The organism is Rossellomorea vietnamensis, from assembly GCF_008180615.1.
GTDB classification, from domain to species: Bacteria; Bacillota; Bacilli; order Bacillales; family Bacillaceae_B; genus Rossellomorea; species Rossellomorea vietnamensis_D.
In genome coordinates, this window is record NZ_VTEH01000004.1 from 102739 (window position 1) to 129361 (window position 26623).

General features: G+C 38.8%; 13 protein-coding genes and 1 pseudogene. 9 read left to right on the top strand and 5 right to left on the bottom strand.

Annotation, left to right across the window (positions count from 1 at the left end; translation table 11 throughout):
* Positions 1 to 68: 68 nt before the first annotated feature.
* Positions 69 to 2543, bottom strand: a complete 2475-nt coding sequence (locus FZC79_RS07685) for a stalk domain-containing protein (RefSeq protein ID WP_148946225.1) — start codon at positions 2541 to 2543, stop codon at positions 69 to 71.
* A gap of 387 nt (positions 2544 to 2930) precedes the next feature.
* Between FZC79_RS07685 and FZC79_RS07690 the strand changes: the two genes are divergently transcribed.
* The 3 genes from FZC79_RS07690 (at position 2931) to FZC79_RS07700 (ending at position 6891) form a co-directional block, all read left to right on the top strand.
* Complete coding sequence (locus FZC79_RS07690) at positions 2931 to 4307, top strand: N-acetylmuramoyl-L-alanine amidase (protein WP_187442687.1); 1377 nt, start codon at positions 2931 to 2933, stop codon at positions 4305 to 4307.
* Positions 4308 to 4390: 83 nt separating this feature from the next.
* On the top strand, positions 4391 to 6049 hold the full coding sequence (locus tag FZC79_RS07695) for a S8 family peptidase (RefSeq protein ID WP_148946227.1): 1659 nt from the start codon (positions 4391 to 4393) through the stop codon (positions 6047 to 6049).
* 368 nt (positions 6050 to 6417) lie between these two features.
* Entirely contained in the window at positions 6418 to 6891 is a 474-nt protein-coding gene (locus FZC79_RS07700; protein ID WP_187442688.1) for a DUF4830 domain-containing protein, read from the top strand.
* 210 nt (positions 6892 to 7101) lie between these two features.
* Here the strand turns inward: FZC79_RS07700 and FZC79_RS07705 are convergent, their stop codons facing one another.
* Positions 7102 to 8121 carry a C40 family peptidase gene (locus tag FZC79_RS07705; protein WP_148946229.1) on the bottom strand — a complete coding sequence of 340 codons (1020 nt, stop codon included), beginning with the start codon at positions 8119 to 8121 and terminating at the stop codon, positions 7102 to 7104.
* 455 nt (positions 8122 to 8576) lie between these two features.
* Between FZC79_RS07705 and FZC79_RS07710 the strand changes: the two genes are divergently transcribed.
* The 4 genes and pseudogenes from FZC79_RS07710 to FZC79_RS07720 all read left to right on the top strand — a co-directional run bounded on the left by FZC79_RS07710 (position 8577) and on the right by FZC79_RS07720 (position 15460).
* Complete coding sequence (locus FZC79_RS07710; RefSeq protein WP_148946230.1) at positions 8577 to 11735, top strand: S-layer homology domain-containing protein; 3159 nt, start codon at positions 8577 to 8579, stop codon at positions 11733 to 11735.
* 547 nt (positions 11736 to 12282) lie between these two features.
* Positions 12283 to 12449 (top strand): annotated as a pseudogene (locus tag FZC79_RS23590) (IS5/IS1182 family transposase); the annotation flags it as partial.
* Between the two features lie 131 nt (positions 12450 to 12580).
* Entirely contained in the window at positions 12581 to 14785 is a 2205-nt protein-coding gene (locus FZC79_RS07715; protein WP_148946231.1) for a hypothetical protein, read from the top strand.
* 147 nt (positions 14786 to 14932) lie between these two features.
* Complete coding sequence (locus FZC79_RS07720; protein WP_148946232.1) at positions 14933 to 15460, top strand: hypothetical protein; 528 nt, start codon at positions 14933 to 14935, stop codon at positions 15458 to 15460.
* 19 nt (positions 15461 to 15479) lie between these two features.
* On the opposite strand, the gene FZC79_RS07725 is transcribed toward FZC79_RS07720, so the two are convergent.
* Entirely contained in the window at positions 15480 to 16166 is a 687-nt protein-coding gene (locus FZC79_RS07725; RefSeq protein ID WP_148946233.1) for a hypothetical protein, read from the bottom strand.
* A gap of 242 nt (positions 16167 to 16408) precedes the next feature.
* On the opposite strand from FZC79_RS07725, the gene FZC79_RS07730 reads away from it, so the two are divergent.
* A complete protein-coding gene (locus tag FZC79_RS07730) occupies positions 16409 to 18970 on the top strand; it encodes a S8 family serine peptidase (RefSeq protein ID WP_148946234.1) in 2562 nt (853 codons plus the stop codon).
* 179 nt (positions 18971 to 19149) lie between these two features.
* Positions 19150 to 23211 (top strand): S8 family serine peptidase, encoded by a 4062-nt coding sequence (locus FZC79_RS07735; protein WP_148946235.1) that lies wholly within the window; start codon positions 19150 to 19152, stop codon positions 23209 to 23211.
* A gap of 102 nt (positions 23212 to 23313) precedes the next feature.
* On the opposite strand, the gene FZC79_RS07740 is transcribed toward FZC79_RS07735, so the two are convergent.
* Both FZC79_RS07740 and secA2 read right to left on the bottom strand, forming a co-directional pair.
* The gene (locus FZC79_RS07740; protein ID WP_148946236.1) at positions 23314 to 24207 is read right to left on the bottom strand and encodes an accessory Sec system S-layer assembly protein; all 894 of its coding nucleotides are present in this window, start codon (positions 24205 to 24207) and stop codon (positions 23314 to 23316) included.
* 12 nt (positions 24208 to 24219) lie between these two features.
* The gene (gene secA2 / locus FZC79_RS07745; RefSeq protein ID WP_148946237.1) at positions 24220 to 26583 is read right to left on the bottom strand and encodes an accessory Sec system translocase SecA2; all 2364 of its coding nucleotides are present in this window, start codon (positions 26581 to 26583) and stop codon (positions 24220 to 24222) included.
* Positions 26584 to 26623: the final 40 nt, after the last annotated feature.

Sequence of the window (26623 nt, forward strand, 5' to 3'; positions counted from 1 at the left end):
TAAGGAATTTTTTTCCGGTTTTGTGCAATGAAAAAGCAGACCAAACGAGGTCTGCTTTTTTTAAAAAGTTATTCTGTTGCTGTGGTAGTTTCTTCTGGTTGAAGAGTACTCTCTGAGTTAAGATCATCTTGCTTGGTCTCTGTGGCCTGACCACTAATTTCACCAGTTTCAGTGGAAGGGGAGACTTGCTCGCTGCTCGTGTCAGCTTCTTCTGTAACGGTTTGTTCTGTATTGTTTTCTTTTGTACTGTTTTCACTTGGAACCGCACTTTCAGCAGGGTCGCCAGTCACACTTTCTTCCGGCTGATCTTCAGTTGAAGACTCTTCAGCCGCAGTGTTATTTTCTTGTGGACTAGTAGTAATGGCTACTCCTTTTGCAGCAGCATCCCATTCCCATTCCCAGTCAAATAGGTCGATAATGAACACCAGTGGAATCATGGTGCTTCCATCTATCGTAATAACTTCGGTGCCGAGTTTCACTTCTTCGCCGTTCAAGAGAGCGATATCACTTCCGCTTTCTATATGGACGACTTGTCCGTCGACTTTGACTTGGATTTTGCCGCTGTCCCAAGCGAATTCTGGTTGGTATCCATCCAGAATATCGCGTAAAGGAACGATTGTGGTTCCTTCTTTGATAAAGGGCTGCGGGCTGTAATCCTTTTGCTGGCCGTCTATGCTGATTGAAACTCTTTCTTCCGGCTGATCTTTAGTTGAAGGTTCATCATCAGTATTGATATCTTCTTGTGAATCAGTAGTAATGGCTGCTTCTTTTGCGGCAGCATCCCATTCCAACTCCCAGTCAAATAGGTCGATAATAAATACCAGTGAAATCATAGTATTTCCATCTATGGTAATAACTTCAGTGCCGAGCTTCACTTCTTCGCCATTTAAGAGAGCGATATCACTTCCGCTTTCTATATGGACGACTTTGCCGGCGGCATTGACTTTTATTTTGCCGCTTTCCCAAGTGAATTCTGGTTCATATCCATCCAGAATATCGCGTAAAGGAACGATGGTGGTTCCTTCTTTGATAAAGGGCTGCGGGGTGTACTCCTTTTGCTGGGCGTCTATGCTGATAGAAACTTCTGTCTTAGACTTCGGATCGTCTTTTGGTTCTGCTTCTGTCTCTTCCTCATAGATGATGATAACGGTTTGGGAACTTCCATCCCACTTAACTTCCGCCCCGATGGCTTCTATGATGAAACGAAGTGGAATCATGGTTCGGGATTCTAAAAGAATCGGTGCAGTGTCCAAGGTGACAGGTGAACCATTAATATAACCTGTCTTGCTGCCAACTGTGACAGCTACGTTGGTGGTCCCTTTTCTCACGGTAACTGTTTTGGTGGAATTATCATAGCCAATGGAAGCGCCCAGTTCTTCAAAGACACCTCTGATTGGTACTAGTGTTCTGCTATTCTTAATAATAGCGGAAGGAGACAGGTTCACTTTCTTGCCATTAATGACGAGATCAGCCTCTTTAAGCTTTTCCTCCGCTGGCGGTTCCGGTTTGCGTGATTCGTATAGTCTGTGGCCTTCTCTTGCGGCAAACAAACCAACTAATCTATTTTCACTCCAAGTTTGATTGAACTCGCTAATGGGCAAGTTGGTTTCCCCTGGATAACGTCCTATTTCCGGAGTGAAGCCGGGGCGGTTAAATTCAATGACGAACCAATCCGACAGCCCGCCGCCTGAAGGGTTGGCAGTCGGTTTAACCAATGGATAATTGGTCATTCCATAAATATCAAGTGCATACGAAAGGTCTCGGGTGTATATGGGTCCCTCCTGGTGGAAGTACCAATATAAGATCTTCCCGGCACTATGATACGTATAGGCCATTTCTGGATCGATCTGATAAATGAACTTGACGACCGCTTTGGTTTCACTGGCAGTTTCAGGAGCGGTACCTTTATAGTTCATGTATCCCGGTCTTGGAGCAACATTGGTAATGTTTGCCCAGTCTGCATCATACTGCCGGTTTAAATCAACACCTTTTGCATTGGCTTTCCAGCGTTTGAAGTTTGTGCTCCCGCCGTTCAGCTGTATCAACTTGGCATGGTCTGCTTTTGGGAATGCCTTCACTCCTGACTGTTGAAGCGTCACTCCATCAGGATTGACCATTGGCACAAACCAAATCGTCGTTTTGTTTAGTTCCTCTCTGACATCATATTTATCGAGGTTATAATTCCTCTGATAAAAATGGGCATATACATTGATCATGCGCATGTTTAGATTGGTCGTAAGCCATTCCCTGCCGTGATGGGAACCATCTATGTATACGGTTGCTTCCCCTTTCCCTAATCCGACAGCGTATATGTCTTTTCCATATTCACTTTTTCCAATGACCTTATATTGAACAATTCCAGGATAGGCTGCAGCCAGCTTCTTGATATCCCTTACCATTTCCTCATAGGTATAGGTTTGTACAGGGTCTACAATGTCATACCCTGATGCTTTCGCCGAATGATTGTCCGCGAGATGAAAACCAAAGGCGATCAAGACCGCCAAACCTAACAACCTTGTAAACTTGTTCCTCGATAATTCCAAAACTTCTCCTCCTTCTGATTCAATACGGTTAATATTTTATACTAAAATCTGCCACAATCCCACCGCATGAAAAAATTAGTAGAAATGTTATATAAATGAATAACTTTTTTAAGATAGTAGAGTTGCAGAAATAATAGTAGAAAATAGCATCAAAACTCATAAAATATACATGTAAACGGTATTTAGCCACTAAAAATTTGGAAGAATTACCAATTGTGTAAATTTTACGTTATATGATATAGTTTCTATGTTTGTTAGAAATTGGTTTATAAATTTTAAACCTGGTAAATAAATCCACTATTAAAGTAATTGACTATGAAGTCGATACAAAAGGAAAGGGTCACTCCCATCTTTCCAATAATTCTACATAAAGGAGAAACTGTTAAAATGTTAAAAAAGAAAGTCTGTCTTTTGTTGTCGATTGTATTGCTGCTGGCGATTTCGGGATTTTCATTAAAAGAGGTATCCGCCTCATCACTTAAGGACGTCCCACAGAAATATAGCAAAGAGATCTCCTTCCTGGTTGAAAATGAAATCATATTCGGTTATCCCGGTTCTGTCTTTTATCCGGATCGTCCTGTAACTAGAGCAGAAGCTGCTGCAATGATCGGCCGTTCTGTTAATTTAGAGGGAGCGAAAAGAAAAACTTCTTTTGATGATGTCAGTTCCTCATCATATGCCTCAGGGTTTATCCAATCCGCTTATGAAAAAGGAATTATCAGCGGCTATAAGGATGGAAGTTATAAACCTGACCGTCATATTACCAGGGGAGAAATGGCCATTCTTATTTCAAGAGCTTTTAAGCTATCTTCAGTAAGCGGAATTTATTATAATGATCTTCCTTCAAGCGGTACAATCTATCAGGCTGTTAACTTAGTTTCCACTGCCGGAATTGCCGCAGGGTATCCGGATGGAACCTATCAGCCGAATAAATCAATTACAAGGGCAGAGTTTGCACTTTTGATTGCAAGAAGCATCAACCCGGATTTCAAAGTGGTCTCAAAACCTCAGCCTATTGGAGAGAGGGTAGTGTCGACGACTGTCCTAAACGTTCGTAACGGCCCGGGAACAGAGTTTGGAAAAGTAGGGCAGCTACTTAATGGAAGCAAAATTACTATTTATCAAGTGATCGGTGACTGGGTATTCATGTCCTATGGCAAAATGGAAGGTTTCGTGCACAGCCATTACATTAGTGAAGCGGGCTTGAAGGTTGTTGCGATTGATCCCGGGCATGGAGGGACGGATCCCGGTGCCTCGGGAAATGGAGTTGTGGAAAAGGAACTGAACCTGGATGTATCTCTCAGAACCAAGAAGTACCTTGAAAGAGAAGGGATACAAGTGGTAATGACGAGAGAGACGGACAAGTACGTTACTCTTTCCGGCAGAGTTGATTATGCAGTCGATAAAGGTGCGGACACATTTGTGAGCATTCATGGAAATAGTTATGGTACATCATTAGCCAGGGGCACAGAGACCTTTTATTCTTCTGCAGGTTTAAATCCACGTGCAGAAGCAAGCAGACAGCTTTCGATTTTCATTCAAAAGAGACTTGTGGCTGCCATGGGCACAACGGATAGAGGAGTTCGGGATGGTGTGTTCCAGGTAATCAAATCCAATCCTCTTCCATCCTCTTTGGTTGAATTAGGCTTCATTTCCAACTCGGGTGATGCAGCTAAACTACGTTCGGATCAGTATAGGGAAGCGGCAGCCAAAGCAATTGCATTAGGAATCAAAGATTACTATAATTGGTTAGAAAGCAAGTGAACATTAGCATAACAACTATATAATAGAACAAACACAAAAAAACAGGCAGTTTTGTCTGTTTTTTTTCTAAGGAGAGGACCTGGTTGAAGAAATTCATTCTTATCTCTGCAGCGCTTATCGGCATGCTTCTTCCTTCAATAGCTTCAGCTTCTGCAGTCAGTGGGGAAACGTCTTTAGAAGAGACCCAAAGGATTATCCTTGGTTTTCAAAAAGAGACTGACCTTTCTCTATTAGAGGGCGTTGAATATTCCCTTCACTACATATATGAAGAAATTAACGCCATCTCTATTACTGTTCCAGTAACAGAAGTTTCACGGTTAAAGAAGAGTGATGCAGTGAAATGGGTTGAACCTGACATTGTTGTCCAGACGAATGGACAGGTGGTCGATTGGGGGCATGAAGCAACCAATCGGCCAGCAGGAAAAGATCTGGGGCTTACCGGAGAAGGTGTAAAGGTCGCGGTCCTGGATTCTGGGATAAGCAAAAGCCACCCCGATCTAAAGGTTGCGGGGGGAGTCAGCTTTGTAGAAGGTATCAACAGCTATCATGATGACAATGGCCATGGCACACATGTGGCAGGTATTATTGCGGCCCAGGACAACGGCTTTGGAACGGTGGGAGTCGCTCCAGGAGTGGAACTATATGCGGTCAAAGCTCTTGACGAAGAAGGATTTGGGTTACAATCAGATGTTGTAGCCGGAATCAATTGGGCGATTAAAAATGAGATGGACATCATCAACCTCAGCATTACAAGTCCTATCTCCTCTATAAGTCTAAAGGAAGTCATAAAAAAAACAACGGATGAAGGAATTTTGGTCACCGCAGCCTCCGGGAATGACGAGACAGGCACTGGCCAGATCGGTAATGATATTATGTTTCCTGCCCGCTATCCAGGTGTAATAGGCGTGGGGGCGATAAATGAAAAGCTGAAACACTCAGCTTTTTCCTACACAGGAGCGTCACTTATGTTCTCTGCACCGGGCGATAGAGTGTACAGCACGACTGTTTTAGAGGGCGGAAAGGTTGATGGATATACCTATATGAGCGGAACTTCCATGGCGACTCCGTATATGGCTGGCGTTCTGGCGTTGTATAAAGAAATTTATCCTTCTCTTACTTTTAATCAAATCGAACAGATCCTTTCCGGCAATGTAATCGACTTGGGTGCAAAAGGGAGAGATCCGCTGTACGGCTATGGACTGATTCAAGCACCAATTTCACTTTTTTGGGATGTTAGAACAGGGATCTGGTATACCGATTCGATTACGTATCTTTCTCGTGAAAAATTTATAAGCGGGTATAAAGATGGAAGCTTCCGGCCTGACAATTTTATTACACGAGAAGAAGCTGTGGCAATGATAGGGAGGGCCGTAAATTTGGATGGTGCCCAAAGGACCACGACCTATCCTGATGTATTGAAAGAGTATTTCGGCTCAGGTTATATTGCATCTGCCACAGCCAGCCATATTATAGCTGGTTATCCGGACCAAACCTTTAAACCCAAACAGTCAATCACCAGGGGAGACGTCGCTGTCATCATTCAAAATGCGTTTGAATTGCCTCTCATGGAGGGGGCTTCTTTCGATGATGTGAAAGGGAAAAAATATTATTCGGATGAAATCAATACACTGAAAGCCCATACCATTTTAACGGGGTATCCGGATAACACCTTTAAGCCGGATCAACACATTACAAGAGCAGAGTTTTCTATTATTCTTTCTAAAGTGGTGAAGGAACCGTAAGTGTCGTTTATAAGGAATCCTCCATCCTTAATTTAAGCAGCACTGTTTCGGTAGATAAATAGAAAAAAGAAAAGTAATTAAGAGACCAAATCGATTGTATAGGATTTGGTCTCTTGTTTTTGGCAACTAACAAGGAATCAGTGATTAATCCTTTACTGACTATGTGAAAGAGAAGCCGTAATTGAAGGTAGTGGAGCCAATCAGTACATTATGAACGGGCGTTTTAAAAGATTGCCTTAATAACCAAGAGATGAGTTGTAAATTTATGATAACCTGTATGCAAGGACAGTGAAGGATTTGTTCTTGAACCGGGCTGGGTAGTACAGGGAATTAGTCTATTGATGTTGAATCTGAAGGAGGTTATTTCTTTGAAGTATATTTTTGCATCTGCTTTATTAGTAGTAATCCTACCTTTACTTATTTGGCAATCATTAAATTCCAGCGGTGTGGACAAGCAATTAAGTGATGGAGAGTGTAATAAGATAAGTAAGACAATCTCTGACAGCCATAAAGAATATTTATTACAGTACGGATGGCATATTAAATCCACATGCTGCACTTCTATAGCAGAAATCAATTACTACCCGGAGCGTATGAGCATGTTGCAAAGCGCCGGCATAAATTTAGAAACCTACAATAAGAGGGGAAAAGAAGCTGTAATTACTACGAATACTTTAGTTGGAAAACAACCAAACGGAGATAGTTTGTCAGCAACGATTTATGAGATAGATGGAGAGCTAGTGGGAGGATATGGAGTATTTGAAAATAAAGTGCCGGGGATTTTTTCTGTGGATGAAAGAGAGCGATTGATTGAACATGGAGAAATGCAGAGTGACACATAATTATATATGAACTTCTTTTAAAGGCCGCCTTAATTAGATCTTACCATAAGCAAACCGCTTGGACTATTACTGTCCAAGCGGTTTGCTGTTTGTACTGTTATTTATGAAATTATAATGTTTGCAATATATGTTATGCATTTTATTGTTCTACCAGCCTCAAAATGTCGCTGATTATTCGAACTGTTTAGTAAGGACAAAAAGATGTATCTCTTACTTAGTATGGATGGCTCTGTATAAGAAGACCGCAAACTCGCTTCTTGATGCTTCTCTATTCGGCTGAAAGGAACTGTCTTTATATCCGAAAGCGATGGAGCTGGCGGTTAAAGTGTGAATATCACCGTATGCCCAGTGGTTTTCATCCAGATCGATGAACTGCTGAGCACTTTCTTTGCCTGTAAGATTGAACGCTTTGGTAAAAAGGGTTGCAATCTCACCGCGTGAAATGGGCTCATCCGGCTTGAAGGTACCGTTGCCGTATCCAACGAAAAAGCCTTGGTCTGCAACTGCGTTAATATATTTCATTGCCCAGTGGTTATTGCTTACATCGGAAAATCTATTTGCAGTAGAAGGAGTCAAGTTAAACGTATCGCTCATCATCTTTGCGACTTCCGCTCTGCTTACGTTCTGCTCAGGCTTGAATTGGCTGATATCGTACCCGCTGATTATACCTTGCTGGCCAAGAAAGCTAATCTGGTCAAAGGCCCAAAAACCTTTAGGAACATCGTAGTACTGTCCTGCTGGGAGCGGTTTAACAACTTCGGCTTCCTTAACGATTTCTTCTTTGACCACTCTCCTGGCACCTGCATATTTTGGTCCCCAATAATATGGGTCATTGATAGAGTCGATTTGCACGCCACCGTTGGCTGCAGAAATGAAATTGTTATTTCCTATATATATTCCAGTATGTGAAATTCCTTTTTTATATGTATTCTGAAAAAACACCAAGTCACCAGCTTTTAAGTCAGCCTTAGCAACCTTATCCCCTGAACCGAATTGATCAGCGGATGTACGAGGAAGGCTGATGCTGAACTTCTTATATATGAAGAGTATAAATCCGGAGCAGTCAAATCCCGCAGGAGAGGATCCTCCAAAAACATAAGGTGTTCCGAGGTAGCTCTTGGCGGATTCTGCCACCTTATCCCCAGCAGTAGATGATGCAGAGGTCATTGACGAGAGTAGCAGTGAGATGATGGTACTAATAATAAGCAATGATAAGATTTTTTTCCTCAACCGAAACAACTCCTTGTGTATATTAACCTATCTATTTACCCAAAATCTTACCACAAAGGTGTTCTAACAATTTTTACAGTTATGTAACAAAAAGTTTAAGTTTAGAATGCGTTTTTTATAAGAAAAAAGGAAATACTGATTATTTTTGGATTATATTAGAAAAAAATGTAGGATTGTAGTATAATTAGTATATTGGTACAAATTGGATTGTCAATTTATGTTGAAATAATTGAAAAAATAAGTAGAATTAAGTTTAAGGTAATAAACTCCATAACATAAAAAATAAACCATTTTTGCAGGAAAAATGGTTGACTAGTATAAATGTGTAAAATATACTAGTAGAGTGTTATGAATATTACTTTTTAGTCTGCTAATCTTTGAAATGCTTATACATATGTATGTTTATTAGTTTCTTGGATTAGTTAATTTAAATTATTTTAGGGGGAAAACAAAACATGGCTTACCAACCAAAGTCTCGCCGTAAGTTTTTAGCAACATCTCTAACTGCTGCAATGGTAGCATCTGCAGTAGCACCAACAGCTGGTTTCGCAGCTGGGTTCCCGGACGTATCTGAAGACCACATCTACTATAATGTTATCAACGATCTTGTAGCAGCAGATGTAGTTGCAGGAATGCCTGATGGAACATTTGATCTTGGCGGAAAAGTAACTCGTGCTCAAGCAGCTTTAATGGTTTCAAAGATTCTAGGACTTGGAACTGATGCTCCGGCAACGCCTTTCAGTGATGTGAAAGAAGGAGTTTGGTATACAGATGCAATTAATGCGCTATATGCTGAAGGATACATCAAAGGTGTAGATGAAAATTCTTTTGCTCCTAACCAAGAAATCACTCGTGCTCAGTTCGCTCAACTGATTGTAGAAGCTTATGGAATTGCGTCAGAAGATGTGGACCTACCTTTCTCTGACCTTAAAGAAGGGGCTTGGTATGAAGAAGCCATCAAAACTCTTTACGCAACTGGCCTTATCACTGGTAAAACTCCAACAACATTTGCTCCAAACGAATCAATCAAACGTGGTGACTTCGCTTGGCTATTAGCAAACACTGACTATAAATTTGGAGATACTCTTCCAAAACCAGTTCTAGATGTAACGGAGCAATATACTCTAGAATTAACTACTAATGTTGAAGATGACACTATTCTTGCAAATGGTGCCGACAATATGGTGATCAAAGCTCAAATCATCGATGAGGAAACTGGATTGGTCGATACAAATGCTGATGATATCGTTATTGCATTCAGTTCTACTTATGGTAACTTGGCTAACACTCGTGTAACTGTTCAAGACGGTGAAGCGACTGTAACGCTTACTTCTGAGTTCAGCCAGCAAGCAATCGAATCAAAAGTCGATGCTCAGATTATCGAAGCGGGCGATGACTATAAAGAGTTAATTGGTAAAGTTGTAGGATCTAAAAAGGTCCAGTTCGTTCCAACTTTAGAGGAAATTAACCCTGAGATCAAAGCGGCCCTAACAAATGCAGAGTCAAACCAGGCTGACCGTGTAACACTTTACTTCAACAAAGCTGTTACTCTTGATGAGTTTGTTGAAGTTAAGGACGGTAAGCTTCAAGTAGATGCTGCTGGCAATGCTGTATTGAAAGAAGACAATATCATTGAAGTCGTTCAAGATGGTGACACAAAAGCAATCCGTGGTTTTAAAGCGGTTGCTGGAAATCCTAATGCTCTTGAAGTTATCCTTGAGAAATCTAATGTGCTAGATGACAACAAAAAAGTTGATGTTACTATGAACATGCCTTCAAACGTTGGTACTCAAACTACGAAGGACAGCTTCATTCTAACAGATGCTCGTAAACCAGAAGCAACTTCTGCTGAAGCAACTAGCCTAAGAAATGTAGTTGTTGAATTCTCGGAATCAATTTCAAAAGCAAACTTCAAACTTGATGGTGGATTACTAGGGATTGAAGCTTATGCATTTGGTGAATTCGACCAAGTAACTGGAGTAGATAACCGTAACAAAGTAACAATCAAAACTAAGGATTACATGACTGCTGGAACTCATTCGGTTCAACTTTCTTCAATCTATGACTTTGCTGGACTAACTGATTCAAAAAATATCTCAACTACGCAAACATTGGACTTTAATGTAGCTGAAGATAAAACAGTTCCTACAGCAGCTGTATCTGTTGAATCACCTGAACAGTTCCGTCTTCAATTCAATAAATCAGTTGAAGATTTCGATCTTTCTGATCTTGCACTTCAAAAGTTTGTAAAAGGCACAAATGGTGTAGCTGATCAGTGGGTTAATGTAAGTGACTCTTCCCTTAACTCATACTACCCAGGCGGAGCTCCAACTCTATCTCTAGATAAAGTTAATGGATCTGAATATGTGGTTGAACTTACTTCTGACTGGACAGAAATTTACAATACTTCTGTTTCTAAGAAGAACTACTATAACGACCAGTACCGTCTAGTCTTAGCTAAAGATGCAGTTACTAACCTGGACAACGGTCTGAAAAATGCTAAATTAGAGCTTAACCTAAATTATGATGGTTCAGTTCTAAACACGGCTGACACTAAGAGCCCTAAAATTGATGATTTCGGAACAACTACTAAAGCGGATCACTACAATGTATTCATGAGTGAGCCAGTTAAGCTGCCTGGTAAAGATGCCAAAGATACAGCTTCCCAAATTCAAGGTGAAGAGATTCCTAACCCAATCATCGAGTTCCTTGGTAAAGATAAAAATGGAGATGCCATTACAGTTAAAGGTAAAGTAGTTGGCTATGCAGAGACTGATGGTTCAGATGATACGTTTGAAGTTGCACCAGCTGTTGGTACTGACAGCTTGCAAGCACTTGTAGATGCTGGAGCTTCTCAAGATTGGACTCTAGTAGTTCGTTCAATTTCTGATGATATCGGAAATACAGCTGCTTCTTTAACACATGACTTTAAGATTAAACCTTCAGTAGTCACAACTCCTGAAGAGGTATTCTATGTGAAGAAGGGCAACTACAATGGAGTTAGCGGTTACACTAACTTCGGTGATGAAGATACAATCGTATTAGACTTCACAAGCGCAGTTCAATTTACTGGTTCAGTAGCAAATGCTGTCAATGTAGCAAATTATACGTTAGATGGTGAAAATCTTCCTAAAGGAACTTCCATCGAGCTAGCAGATAGCGATAGCAACGCTAAGAATGGATACGACGTAGTAGTAATCAATCTTCCAGACGGAACGCTTACTGAAGATGAAGGTAAGACTAATGTAATAAACATCTCTAAGAGCTTGTTGTCTGCAAACGATGTAGCACTTACTGGTGAGCATGAGATCCAATTCACACCTGTAGAGGGTGACATGCCTGTAATTGGTACGCCGGTTGTGGATTATGTTACAAATCTTGTTGGAACTAAAGCACCATTCTCAGGTACTTACCTGTATGGTGTAACAGGAGATGTTAAATCTGGAGTTGCTTCAATTACAGTTACAATTGGTACAAAGTCTTTTGATGCAACAATCTCTGGCGGAAAATTCACTCTAGAAAAAGCTGCTGATGACAATGTTACATCCGCAACAGTAGTTGCTAAAGATGCAGCAGGTATGACAATCGACACTGATACTGTAAGCTTTAACTAATATAAAATAAGAGGCTAGGACCTAATTAGCCAAATAATGATAAGAGGGCTTCAATCATCATTTTCGATGATTGAAGCCCTTTTTCCTGGCTCTAGTGTTTCGTGTGTTAGGTTGCCTTCCTGGCAGTGAATTTTCTCAAGTTTACCGTCATGAGCAAGAAGTGCCTTGCCTTTTGCACGCGTTTCTTGCCCTTAACATAAAATCTTATGAAACCTAAAAACCCCTTGGAGTTCCAAAAACCGGATATAAATCAGTTTTAAACCGTCCATAAATTTCACCTGTTTTCTTTTCTGAAAGCAGAGTTTTATTTCATCCTTTTGTCATTCCCTTTTTCATTGAGTAAGAGTTTCCTGTGATGTCCGTCTTTGGCATTAGTATACTTGGTACAGAAGGGACAGCCGTTACAACTTTGGCACTCATACACTATACACGTTAAACCCCCGGGCAAAGCGGTTTCGATCAGTCTTGTGAGGCAGGTAGCGGAATGTGGCGAATCAATTTCATAACTCAGTCTTTTAGAGTCCAAAAGGTTCTGAAAGGAGCATTCTATCTCTACGATAGTTTTTATTCCAAATACGGACATTACAATACACTCGTACCAAACAGTGTACAGACTGACCTTTAGATTATGAAGTTCTCTGTCAAATAGTGTACAAAGTTAAAGTCACGACAGATTTAAAAAAATACACAGCGCCAGCACGCGGGTCAAAAGCTTGAAAACAATATATTTTAAAAAATTTAGGAATAAATATATATTTGTATAGTAATAAAACTAGGAATATAGTAAGATTAAATTGGTTTTTTATTACAAAGGAGGTAAAAGGATGAGAATAGGAGGTAAAAGGATGAGAAAGGTACTGGTGACATTTTTACTACTTTTGGGATTCGGATTTTTAGTTGCACCCACAACCTCTGCTGCACCTAAAGATGGAATATACATAGGGGGAGAGGTAAATAAGTATTACTCAATAATTGAATTTATTAACAGCAAGACAAAAACAGAAGAAATGAATAAAGCTGGGTTGGCAAATGTTGTTCTATTCCAAGATGACATGATGGCAAGTGCAAGTAGTATCCTTTCAAAAGGAGGATTCACAAAAGCGCAAGTTCCTCATGAACATGGGAAGTTGCCTGGAAAATATAAAAAGGTTAATGGTGATTACATAATCCCGGAACCAGCTTTCACAAGCGGTCTTAATGGAAGCACAGATACTGTTTTCATTAATGAAGAACAACAGGTTGTTTTCCGAGTAGGCATTGAGGGAATCGCCGAGACAGTTGAATTGGTTAAAGTTGGAGAGAACAATAAGATAGAAGTTCTAACTGATTTAACGGACGATGGAAATGTATCCTCAGGGGATGATATTAAAGACGACGGAGTATACAGTGGTGTCTATGATATCATCGCAGGAAGCGAAGGGACATTGGGTTATAAAGTTGTGGTAGATTCCGAGCTTTATAGTGACTCTTATGAGATATCTGCTCTTAAACATCTAACAAATGAAGAGATAACTACTGCATCTGCACAGTCAGGTGAAACTGAACAAAAGTTTACAGAATTAAGTACTTCTTTATCAAAGGAAGAAGCGCAGGCGAAAACGGTTGAGTGGCTGAACTCTAAGGAAGAAGTAGTTTCTGCGGGCATTTCTGAAGACGGAGAGGGAATTTGGTATGAGTTAGACTCAGGTGTCCTTGGAGGAACGTTAATTAATGAGGATTCATCCAAGGGAGGCCGTAATGCTGCTACTTTAACAGAATCTCTTAACGATGCACCAATTGACTATAAAGAAAATATTGCAAACTTTGCTGCTATGAGTACTGATTCCTTAAGCGTAGGAAGTAAAAGGGCAGCAATCATTTCATCGTTTGCTTCTCAAGGTGGAGGTTTACAGCTTCCGAATGCTTCTTATGATAATGTTTCAAATTTATTTACTGCCACAGGCTTTAACGCAGATCGTTTAACTGATGGTGAGTCAGATATTGACCTGTTTAAAAACTTAGAGAATTATGGAGTAGTAGTAATAGATACGCATGGAGGAACTTTCTTTGCGCAAGGTGTTGGAGAGTATAACTCATCTCAAGTTATCTTTTTAACTGGTGAAAAAGCGACTCCGGAAAAAATCCAAATGTATGAGGCTGATCTAAAGAAGGGACGTCTGGCAGTAATTGCAGATTACTTTGCTATCACACCTTCATTTATTTCTCATTACAATGAATCGTTACCTGGAACGATCGTTTTCAACGGTTCTTGCCAAAGTACAAAGAATGACACTATGTCTAACGCTTTCTTAAATGATGGAGCTCAGACCTATTTTGGATACTCAGATAACGTCCTAGTTTCCTATGATAATAATGTAGTAAGTACGTTGTTTAATTCTTTAGTTGCTAACGGTATGACAACCGGAGAATCATTTGACCATGTTATCAATACTCATGGAACAAGTGATGGTTATGGCGCTTATTTTCAAATGAAAGGAAATAACAATGTAGTCATTTCCGTTGAAGGATTGGTTAATGGTAAATTTGAAGAGGGTAATCTCAATGGGTGGTTTGGAAATGGAGATGTAAGGCTTATTTCTAAATTAGGCCCTTTGTACTCGCCAGAAGGTAAATACATGTCCATTATAAGTACGGGATTGGGATCTGTTGGTGAGTCAGACAGTTATATCTCACAAACTTTTAATATTCCTGCTGGTATGACTACATTGTCATTTGACTATAATGTTATTTCAGAAGAACCAGATGAATTCTTAGACTCTGTATATGATGACAAATTCCAAGTAGTAATTGATCCATCATTTGGAGGCTTTGAACCCCAAACTCTGGTATATGAATCTGTGAATACCTCAGCTTGGCTCTTAGACTTTCCTATTGATATTGATTTCTATGGTGGAGATGACACTTCCTATGAAATTGGTTGGAAACATGTTGAATTTGATGTCAGCCATTTAGCCGGAAAAGGGTCAGTAACTTTAGACTTCCGAGTTTGGGATGAAGGAGATAGTGCTTATGATACTGCAGCATTAATCGATAACATCAGTTTAAATTAAATGTTTCTCTAGAATAAAACCCTCCTCGAGCTGGAGGGTTTTATTTTTAAACTATTTCATTTATATTCAATCCCCTTAAGTAAACTGGTAGTATAGGATTTAAGTGAAATTCAAAGTAAATAAAAACTTCAAGTCTAGAGGTAGCAAATGAAGAAACTAGCTATGATATATTTTCTGAATCTAATCTTATTAACAGGATGTGGTTTAATGTATTCAAACAACAATAATGCACCGAATAAAGAAAAAGATGAAGATTTAATAAATCATTCAATTACAATTTATTCAAATGGAAAAGAGCTAACCGTGGAAGAGCCCGCAGAAATATTAGAAGATTTAAAAGTAAGGATAGAAGACTATGCTTATAACTCTGATGATTCTTATAAGTTACTTATAGGGGAAGCAGAGTTAGAAGATTTAAAGTTAAGAGGAGAGTCTGTAGAATTAATTTATTTACAGTCAAAATTGAAAGAGATAAAGTATATAAAAGAATACTTTGGAAAAGAAGCAATTGAGGTGAAAATGATTCTAATTCCTCTATCAGAATCAATTTTGCCCAATAACTCTGTAGTTATTTACACAGCTGAAAACGAAAAGTATATTCTTGCAAATACAAAAGAAGAAAAACAACAATTAAAAGAAATCATAAGAAACCACGTGGAAAAAAGCAAGCACTGAAAAAGTGCTTGCTTTTCAATTAAAAATTAACTGAAAACTTATCAACTTCTTCATTGTTTTGTCCCCTGAGAATGATTTCCATTTGATCGTATTCTCCGTCTACTGCTTTTTCAAAATTTAGTTTTCCATTAGGAATTTCCTGTTTAAAAGACTTAGTTCCGATAATAAATTCAACTGATTTTACGGAAGAATCCAAGTTTGCAGAAACGGCATATAGATAGGTTTCCCCCATAAATAGAGCTCTTAAAGCCTCTAAGTCGGTCACTGGGGTGTTCGGTGACTGATTTTTCGCCTTTCCTTTTTGGGGTTTATCATCTTTTACCTTATCAATTTCTTTTTTTTCTTCTTCATTTGTCACTGAATTTTTAGGAAGAGCAGGCGTCTCTGTGGTATTTGTCTCAGTGGTATTGCTGTCTTCAGTTCTTTTGGTTTCTGATGGGCCTTTATCTGTCGTCTCCTCCTCATTTGAATTGGCTTGATCCTCACTTTCAGGACTGTCAGTAATACTGCTGTCTTTCTCAGAATCACTGTCGCTCTTGTTATTTGGACTGCCTGGACCAGACTCTTGATTATTAGCGACTGCTACAGCAGGCTTAACGTCCTCTGCTTTATCAATATTTCTACTTGATAGTGTGAACAGGATTACTATCGATACAATAAGTAAGCTGCTTAGAATCCCGATAACCCATTTCTTCCTTTTATTCATATAAAAAATCCCCCGTTTTTGGACTAATGCTTCCCTTAATTAGCCTCATAGTTTACTAGAATAGTTTCTACATCTCTATAATTTAAATTTTAACTTGTAAAAATATTCAAATCAATAGGAATTAGGAATAATAAATAATTTTAGTGAATTTGGCATGATGCTTTTGAACAAAATATTTACACTTAGTTGAATTGTGTCTAAAATTAAGTTATCAATAAACAGTGAAGGATAGGGGTAGAAAAATGAACAAAATTATAAACGCAGGAATAATATCTGTTACTTTCATCTTAGTTGTACTTACTTTATCTTCTGGAATAGCTGAAGCTAAACAAAACCATGGTGATAAAATTAAGTTCGCAGTTGACGAGGGTAATGAGGGGATATCCTATGGTAAAGATGAAATCATTGTCAAATATAAAGAGAAAACAACATTTAGTACTTCTGCTGTAAAAGTAAAACACAACCTTAACATAAAGAAAATAGATAGCAAGAATAATATTGAGTTATTAAAAGTTCCTTCAACAGTTTCAATAAAAAATCTGATCAGTGACCTGGAAGCGCATCCCGATGTTGATTTTGCGCAACCCAATTATATCTATAAGCCGGCCGATTTGCCCAATGACCCTTTACTTAGTATGCAATGGGGATTACATAATATTGGACAAGTTATAAACAATCAACCTGGGGTCGCCGGGATGGATATAGGGATTCAAGAGACGGGCAGGTACATGTCTGGTTTAAATGAGACAGTGGTTGCCGTTATTGATACAGGAATAGATGTAAACCACCCAGATTTACATGGGAATCTATGGGTTAATGAAGGTGAAGTACCCAATAACGGTATCGATGATGATGGAAATGGGTATGTGGATGATATTCATGGCTGGGATTTCGCTAATAATGATAACACCGTTTTCGATTCTTTTTCTGATGATAGGCACGGGACACATGTTGCAGGAATCATTGCAGCACGGAAAGATAATATGTATGGAGTAAAGGGCGCTGCACCTAATGTTAAAGTTGCAGCTTTAAAATTTATTAGCGGCAACAGCGGCAGTACCATGGATGCAATTGAGGCGATTAATTATGCTAAACATATGGGCTTTAAGATTTCTAATAACAGTTGGGGAAGAGAAATGTTAAATGAACATGATCATGCGCTTAACACAGCAATTAAGGATTCCGGAATGTTATTTGTTGCTGCAGCAGGTAATAACGGCAAAAACAATGACCTTATAAACTATTCACCAGCAGGACTGCCAGCTGAAAATATTATCAGTGTAGCATCAATTAATAACTCGGGTAATCTATCAAGTTTTTCAAACTTTGGAGTTAAAACAGTAGATGTAGCGGCTCCCGGAAGTTCAATCCTTAGTACAATTCCATTCATTAAGGCTCCTGCGAAAACTTCAGCGGTCTTTAATCAAGCAGAGAAGTATAGGACCATCTCACTAGGCTTCTGTTTTGAAGATATTTTAAGTGAAAATAGTAGGCAAAGGGTCATGAAGGATTTGGTTGGAAATCTAGGTTATATGCACGCTGACAGCTACTCTGTACTACTTATTAATGATACTGCATCTGAGAACTCATTGGGTTCTGATGAATCTCAGCTATATATAGAGGCCTTGAAGGCGCAAGGGTTGCCTGAAGGGAAGGTAGATCGGATTACTCTTACCATGGATCAAGATGGTCCTTCCGCCAGTGTTTTGAAAAATTATGATGTTGTTATCTGGTTTACTGGAAAATCATTCGGTTCTTATGGTATTTCTCCAATTAACGAAAATGATCAAAGGGAACTAGAGGTGTATTTATCAGGAGGGGGTAATCTAATTACTTCTGGCCAAGATACCTTCTACATGATGGAAGACACTTATTTTGTCAAAAATGTATTGGGAGTAAAGTTTGCAGGGGAAATGGAGGATTCTGAATTTCAATATGATAACATAAATCCTTCTAATTCAACGGACGGAATTAGGCATGAGATACAGACAACTGGCAGTAATGATTTTTTAGAGCCTTATATCCCTGTTTCTACAGCAAAGGGCTTGTTTGAATATTCAGGCTATCAAAATGATTTCGGATATTTAAGCGGCACTTCTATGGCGGCACCATTTGTCAGTGGAATCGCAGCAACGCTGATTGGAGGGGCAACAGATGTTATTGATGAGACTAAGAGGCTGATAATTGATAATGGAAAAACGTTGGATTCTTTAACTTTGAAAATTGCTTCAGGAAAACTCGTGAATCTGGAAAGCTCCTTAAAAGATGGAATGAAGCTGAGTAGTGGACTTATTTTACATGAAGATATATACAATACAACTAAATCAATCAAAGGAACTGCAATCCCCAACTCTTCAATCATTGTGAAGGTGGGAAAGAATACTATCGCAACTGAACTAGTGCAATCTGATGGAAGCTTTTCAATCACCATCCCTGATCAAGAAGTGGGTGCTACTATAAAAATTGAAAACATATATAATGAATTGGTTGTTGGTGACCCCCTAGTACTTGAGGTGAAAGGACCTGCTTACTCAAAACCCTTTGATGGTATATATATAGGAGGTTCAATTAACAAATATTATTCACTGATACAATTCATCAGCCAGCCTTCCAATATATCAGCAGAAGAAATGAATATAGCGGGTCTAAATCAAGTTTTCTTAGTACAAGAAGGTGAGATAGCATCTGCAACTGAAATATTAACATATTCTGGATGGAACAATGCCAGAAGAAATTATCATTATGGTGATTTAAATGAAAAGATTCATAAACAAGGAGGAGGGATTTTTTACTTAGTAAAATAGAATTAAATAGATTAGCAGAAAAGACCAAATCATATGATTGATGGTCTTTTTTAGGTCATAATATTTACTATCTATGTATTTTATGGTAAATTTAGAAAGTAATAATATTCTAAAAATTAAAGGAAGGGGGATTATTTGGAATTTTGTTTTAAAATAATAGGAGAAGGAAGGGTAAAAACTTGAATCTGAGAAAAAGTTTTATTTTTGTAGTAATGTTTTTCATGTTGCTTTCGAATGTTTCTCTAGCCAATGGACTGCCGGAAAGGGAAGCTCAACCAAACAATAAAAAGAATAATTCTACTATCAAGGAAACTAGTGAAGAACAATATGAAGATAATGATATTGTTCGAGTAATAGTTGAGTTGGAAAGTGCTCCTGCTATTGAATATGCTCAAGAAGCAGGGTTGTCTTATAGTGAATTAACAAGTGAAAAAAAGGGAAGTTTGAAAAATTCACTATTGAAGGAACAACAAGCTGTTAAATCCCAATTAAAATCTAAGAATATCAGTGTTGAGTATAAAAACAACTTTACTACTGTATTTAATGGATTTAGCGGGGAGACTGAATTCGGTAATCTAACTGAAGTTAAAAGTTTACCACAGGTTAAGGAAGTACATATTTCTCATGAATATGAGCGTCCTGAAGAGCAGCCTGACATGGTTTACAGTAAAGAACTAGTTGAGGCTCAAAAGACTTGGCAGAATTATGGTTATGATGGAGAAGGTATGGTTGTAGGAATCATTGACACGGGTGTAGATCCAAGTCATAAAGATATGATTCTTAGCGCTGATACAACGCCTGAAATAACTGAGCTAGCAGTGAACAAGTTTGTCGGTCAAGCACATATAGAGGGAAAATACTTTACTGAGAAAGTTCCATTTGGTTATAACTATGCTGACCAGAATAATGAAATTTTAGATTTAGGACCTGGAGCTTCTCATCATGGAATGCACGTTGCTGGTACAGTTGCAGCAAATGGTGATGAAGAAAATGGCGGTATAAAAGGTGTTGCTCCAGAAGCTCAGCTTCTAGCTCTTAAAGTATTTGGCAATGATCCTGAAATGCCTTCTACTTGGAGTGACATCTATGTAAAAGCTATTGATGATTCGATAGAATTAGGAGCAGATGTATTGAACATGAGCTTAGGTTCAACTGCTGCATTTGTAAGATCTGAAGATCCAGAGCAGCAAGCCATTGCAAGAGCTGTAGAAAATGGCGTTCTTATGGCTATCTCTGCAGGTAACTCCGCACACCTTGGTAACGGATGGTCAAACCCTTATGCTTCAAATCCGGATGTTGGGGTTGTAGGTTCTCCTGGACTTTCTACGGATTCTTTACAAGTTGCTTCTCTTGAAAATCAAAAGATCCAAGTTGATGGTTTCCAAGTTAAGTTAGATGGAGAAGTATATAAGACAATCGGGTATAAAAAGCAAGATACACCACTAATGTTGGATCTTTTCAAGAATAAAGAAATGGAAGTAGTTTATGTTGGCGACGGACAACCAGATAAGTATGAAGATAAAGATGTTGAAGGTAAAATAGTATTTGTAGTAAGAACCGGAGGCTTCTTCTATGCGCAAATTGAAGCTGCTGCTGAGGCAGCAGGAGCCGCAGGTGTTATTGTCAGAGGTGCGGAAGGTCACGGGGATTATGTAAGTATGGCTTTAGACAGCCCTACTATTCCTATGGTTTCATTAAGCATCTCTGATGGAAATGATTTGTTGGAAAAAGTAACAACGGAAGGTAAAGATTTTTCTGTGATTTTTGATGGTTCGATGATTGCGGCTAATAACCCTGCAGCTGGAACACTGTCTGCTTTCACTTCATGGGGAGTTACGCCTAACTTAGACTTCAAACCGGAAATCACAGCACCAGGTGGGCAGATTTATTCCACACTTCAAAATGATCAATACGGTATTATGAGTGGTACATCAATGGCTGCTCCGCATGTTGCTGGTGGTTCAGCCCTAGTAACACAACGTGTTGAAAAAGACTTTGCTGGAGTAACAGGTTTTGATAAAGTTCAGCTCTCTAAAAATATTTTAATGAACACTGCCGCTCCTGTTATCGATAAAGGATTGGTGAATGACTACTTCGGATGGGACCTTCCTTATTCTCCAAGACGTCAAGGTGCAGGTGTAATGCAGCTACATGCCGCAATGAGCACGCCTGTAGTTGTGACTGAAACCGGTTCTTCTGAAGGTAAAGTAGCACTTAGAGAAATTGGAAATATTACAACATTTAACCTGAGTGCAGAAAACTTTAGCTCTGAAGCAGTAAATTATGATTTAACAGCTAACGTTCAAACCGATTTTGCTGCAGAAAGTCTCCTTGGTTATGCGGCCGACGGTTTGGAAGCACAAAAAATTATTGATTCAACTGTGAAGTTCACAGTTAATGGTGAGGAAGTAACTTCAGTAAATATTCCTGCTAATGGCTCTGTGGATTTCCAAGTTGAAGTAGATGTGACGAATGCTAAGGTTCTAGCTGATGATTTGGTAACACCAGTAGCAATTGATGAAGTATTCGAAAATGGATACTTTGTTGAAGGATTTGTTTCATTAACTTCTAATGAATTGGTTTCTACGATGAATACAAATGCTACAGAAGCTAATTCTGTTTCAGAAGGAATTTATATCGGTGGAGAAGTAAACAAATATTATTCTTTGCTTGAATTTATGAACAGTTCTAATAAAGCAGAAGAGTTGAACGCTGCAGGGCTTGAAAATGTTAAGTTGTATCAAGAAGGTAAAATTGCTTCTGCATCTGATATTCTTGTTGATGGTGGATGGATTGCTGCTCAAGAAGATTATCAAGTAGGTGATCTGGCTGGAACATATACAAAGGTTGATGGTACTACTTACCAACCTGAACAGCCTGAATTTGTTGAAAAAGAAATTCACCCTGAACTTACAGTACCATTTGTTGGATTTAAAGGTGATTGGGGCGCGGCACCAATCGTTGATGGATCTGTTTATGAAGGAGCAGATAGTTTCTATGGGGCTACAGGCCTAGTAGCAAGAGATGGTGTAGCAGAAAATGGATCTCAAAATTATAGTTACCTAGGTTACAACCCTGCAAATGGTAACTTCAGCGAGGACGTTATAGCTATTTCACCTAATGGGGATGACGTTCAAGAAGAAGCAATCCCAATTGTTTCTTTCTTGAGAAATGCTAGTCTTGTAGAGTATAACGTACTTGATGAAAATGGAGAATTCCTGCGTAAACTGCGTAGTGAATATGATGTTCGTAAGCATTATTACGATGGCGGTGCTGCAAGCAACTATTCATTATCTCCTGTTAGAGAATGGGATGGAACAATCAAAGGTGAATTAGTGGAAGATGGTACTTACTACTACGAAATCAAGTCTACTTTAGACTTTACTGGAAAAGAAGCTCAATCTAAGAAATTCAAAGTAGTTGTCGATACAGTCGCTCCAACTGTAAGCGCGACTTTTGAGAATGAAACTTTAAACATTGATTACCAAGACCAAGGTATCGGTTCTGGTTATATTGATGTCCTTGTAAATGGTGAGTCTGTTCTTGAAGCACCTCTATCAAGCGAGACTGATGAGTACAAGATGTCTGGTATTTCTCCTTATGGTGCAATTGTTGAAGTTGTAGCATATGACTTTGCTGGTAACACTTCTTCATACACAATTGAAGGTGCTGGAGATACAACGATCCCTGCGATTATTGCAACGACTCCAGATGCACTTGGTGTATATGGGACTAGTGAAGTAGAAGTAGCTGGTTACGTAACAGATGGAAGTGAAATCACTTCTTTTACTATCGATGGTGAAGAGGTAACTCTTACAGAAGGCGAAGATGGGAAATGGTTATTCTCTAAGACGTTGACACTTCAAGACGGAGTTCACAAAATCTCTATTGCTGGTGAAGATCAGAAAGGTAACAAGATTGAATTTAAGAGGACAATTTTTGTTGACACAACTGCAGCAGAAATCACTGTAAACTCTGCACTAGAAGTAGCTAGCGATGCTACTACTTATGAATTGGATCTAACTCTTTCTGATAACTTTGAAGAAGTACGTCTATTCATTGATGGCAGTGAAGAGTATTACAATGCTCTGGCTGAGCCTTATGTAATGGAAGGTTTCACTCACAACTTCACTAAAACTGTTGAGCTTGAAGAAGGAACTAACACGTTTGTTGTAGAAGTTGAGGATCTTGCAGGACATGTAACAACAAAAACTGTTACTGTAACAAGAGCTGCTGAATAATTAAGGAAAGACAGGAGAATTTAATTCTCCTGTCTTTTTTATTAATAACCTAAACTTAATCGCACACCCCAATAAAAAAAGCAACTGCGCAGCTGCCTTTTTTCATTTAATGATTTTTATGCCCCATACACTATAATCAGGGTTGGATTTTTTTTTCATGTCTTTTGGAAATACAAAGGACCAAGGGGTAGAAGCATTTGCTTCAAGTTCAAAGTCACTTAAATTAAATACTCCTTCTGCCACCACTTCTTTTTTAGCATCCAATACAGCAATTGTTAATTGTCTTATCAGCAGATTTTTTCGCTGGCCATTTCTTAACAATCCTGTTATATGAAGGGACCCATCTTCTAAATCTTTAGCGGCTAAACCAATAACATTAAACTCTTTTTCTTTTAAAGGTGGGAGACCCTCAACAATTTGCTCAAGTTGCTCCTGCTGTTCACTAGGCATTTGTTTTTTCCAAGATTCATCTAAAACCAAGCGATGTGTTTGGAATCTTTGTATATTAAAAGCTAGTGTCCATTTTTCACTAGGAATATCGTGAGTCCTAAAGCTATCTTTTTCGAATATAAACTGCCAAGGTCTGCTGCTTCTGGCAGGTATTTGACCAATGGCGTTCAAATCAAATTCTTGGGTGGCAAGAACATTCTTCTTTTCATCTAGGAGAAAAAGTTCAACCTCTTCAAAGACGATAGGAGCAGGGAGGCCGTTCCTAACAAAAGAATTCACCAATACCTTCTCTTCTGTCTGTACTAATTCTACTCCAGAGAGGACGACCTGATTTGATTTAACGGGTGTTAAATCGTTATTCAAGAAGCGATATACATATTCATCTTCTTTGGATAAATTCCATGAGGGATGGAATGACAATTCTGTTTCTATTTCTCTAATTTCACCTTCATTCTTAGTGTTGAATAATTCCTCAGATGACACCGCACTGTCCTTGCCGTATTTCTTAATTTGCCCTCTTTTTTTATTTCGAAAAAATGGAAGCATGCTAGTCACTCCTTATTCTGATATTGTTGAAGCTTGTTTAATATAAGAAACAGCGTTTATTGAAATTTCATATTCTAGCGAATGGTAAGCATCTGTAAATAGCTCAAGGCCCTCTCTTTGATAAATTCTCATTGGGTCTTCTTGTTGATAGTACCTTAAACCTATACCTTCTTTTAATCTATTCATATTTTCAATATGTTTGGTCCAGCGCTTATCAAGGGCCCCAATCATAAAGTGCTTTACGAAGTCTAGAACATTTTCAGTATCTAGAGCTGCAGTAATGTTCTCTATCGTTGAATTTAGAGCAGGCGTTATCGGTTCCAAGACATCTTCTTTGGTTAGAAGCTCAGTTTTAAAGGTTACGATGTTATCAGTCAGTAATTCATTCACCTGGTTAAGTATCCGCTCTATTTGCCATTCCTCAGGCAAAAGTTCTTCTGAACAATTACTATTCACTATGTTATCGATCGTACTCGTAAGCATAGACCTTAATGTATTGAGAATGACCTTCTTGTTATTTGTGAGCAGCTTATTTCTTAAGTCATAGATAATATTACGCTGCTCGTTGATAACATCATCCAGTTTCAGGTTATACTCCCGGTAGGAATAATTAGCTCCTTCAACAATTCTTTGGGTTCTTTCGACAAACTCTGAGATATTATTGTTGAGAACGAGGGAATGAGAATCTAACTTTAATTTCTTTTCCATCTTATATAAGTCATCTTTAGCGTATCTCCTGAACATATCATCTTCTAAAGAGATAATGAACTGGGTAGATCCCGGATCACCTTGTCTTCCAGACCGGCCCCTTAGTTGATTATCAATTCTGCGACTTTCATGTTTTTCAGTTCCGATTACATGCAGCCCGCCCAGTTCGGGTACCCCTTCTCCCAGCATAATATCTGTGCCTCTTCCGGCCATATTCGTGGCAATAGTTATTTGCCCTCTTTGACCGGCATTCGAAATTAATTGGACTTCCTGTTCAACACTCTTTGCATTTAGAAGTTCAAAGGGCAGTCCCGCTTCTGTTAAATATCCTGCTACCTGCTCTGACTGAAGGATAGATGTTGTTCCAATTAATACAGGCTGTCCTTTTTTGTAAGAGGAATTGACTTGTTCAATCAACTCTTTATATTTTTCAGCTTTATATTTATAAACTTTGTCTTTCAAATCAGTGCGTATTTTTGGTTTGTTTGTTGGAATTTGTACTACTTCCATTCCATAAACTTCCCTAAACTCTTTCTCCTCAGTTTTTGCAGTGCCAGTCATCCCTGAAAGGGTGGGGTACATTCTAAAATAGTTCTGTATAGTAATTTGAGCCTGTGTTTTATTCTCTGGAGTAATTTCAACTCCCTCTTTAGATTCAAGGGCCTGATGCAGTCCATCACTTAAAGACCGGCCTTCCATTATTCGGCCTGTGAACATATCAACTAATTTAATTTCACCATCTTGAACAATATAGTCTACGTCTTTATGAAACATGACATTTGCTCTTACCGCTTGTATAACATAATGATACAAGGTCTGGTGTTCCAAGTCATACAGATTATCGACCCCAAAAGCCTTTTCAACCTTCTCAATACCTGTATCGGTCAAACTGGTTGCTTTAGTTTCTTCATCATATTCAAAATCGACTTCAACTTCAAAGCGCTTGGCGAGCTTCGAGGCAATAAAATACAGGTTTTTGCTTGACTTTACTTTTCCTGCAATTATTAAAGGAGTCTTGGCCTCGTCAATCAAAACACTGTCGATTTCATCGATGATTGCATAGTGGTAGGGGCGCTGAACTTTATCGGCTGAATTCCTGCACATATTATCACGAAGAAAGTCAAATCCAAACTCAGTTCCTAAACCATATGTTATATCTGCTAGATAGGACTGTTTTTTCTGTTCTGGTTCAATATTGGGGACATTTAGGCCCACTGAAAGACCAAGAAACTCATGGATTTTACCGATTTTTTCTTTATCACGTCTTGCCAGGTATTCGTTGACCGTAATAACATGAACACCTTTGCCTTCTAAAGCCCGAACATACGTAGGAAAAGAGGCTACTAGTGTTTTTCCTTCTCCTGTAGCCATTTCTGAGATATTTCCTTCAACAATCGCAAGTCCTCCTATTAGTTGAACATCATAGGGCCTCATGTTTAAGACTCTCTTGGAAGCTTCTCTTACTACAGCAAAGGCATCAATTGTAATATCCTCTATAGATTTACCGCTCTGTAAAAGCTCTTTAAATACGTTGGTCATATTTTGTAGTTGTTGATCAGTAAAAGACTTATATTTATCTTCTAGACTATTAATCTCATTTACCATCTTAAAGTAACGGCGTAAATATCGATATGAGTTATCCGTGGCTCTTGTTAGTAGTTTTATCATTGTGTCTTCTCTCCTTATTTATAGCCAAAATAAGACATTA

Excerpts from the sequence above, each read along its gene's own strand:
- FZC79_RS07730 (WP_148946234.1), top strand. The coding sequence starts at position 16,409 with ATGAACAAAATTATAAACGCAGGAATAATATCTGTTACTTTCATCTTA.
- FZC79_RS07715 (WP_148946231.1), top strand. The coding sequence starts at position 12,581 with ATGAGAAAGGTACTGGTGACATTTTTACTACTTTTGGGATTCGGATTT.
- FZC79_RS07725 (WP_148946233.1), bottom strand. The coding sequence starts at position 16,166 with ATGAATAAAAGGAAGAAATGGGTTATCGGGATTCTAAGCAGCTTACTT.
- FZC79_RS07740 (WP_148946236.1), bottom strand. The coding sequence starts at position 24,207 with ATGCTTCCATTTTTTCGAAATAAAAAAAGAGGGCAAATTAAGAAATAC.
- FZC79_RS07710 (WP_148946230.1), top strand. The coding sequence starts at position 8,577 with ATGGCTTACCAACCAAAGTCTCGCCGTAAGTTTTTAGCAACATCTCTA.
- FZC79_RS07720 (WP_148946232.1), top strand. The coding sequence starts at position 14,933 with ATGAAGAAACTAGCTATGATATATTTTCTGAATCTAATCTTATTAACA.
- secA2 (WP_148946237.1), bottom strand. The coding sequence starts at position 26,583 with ATGATAAAACTACTAACAAGAGCCACGGATAACTCATATCGATATTTA.
- FZC79_RS07690 (WP_187442687.1), top strand. The coding sequence starts at position 2,931 with ATGTTAAAAAAGAAAGTCTGTCTTTTGTTGTCGATTGTATTGCTGCTG.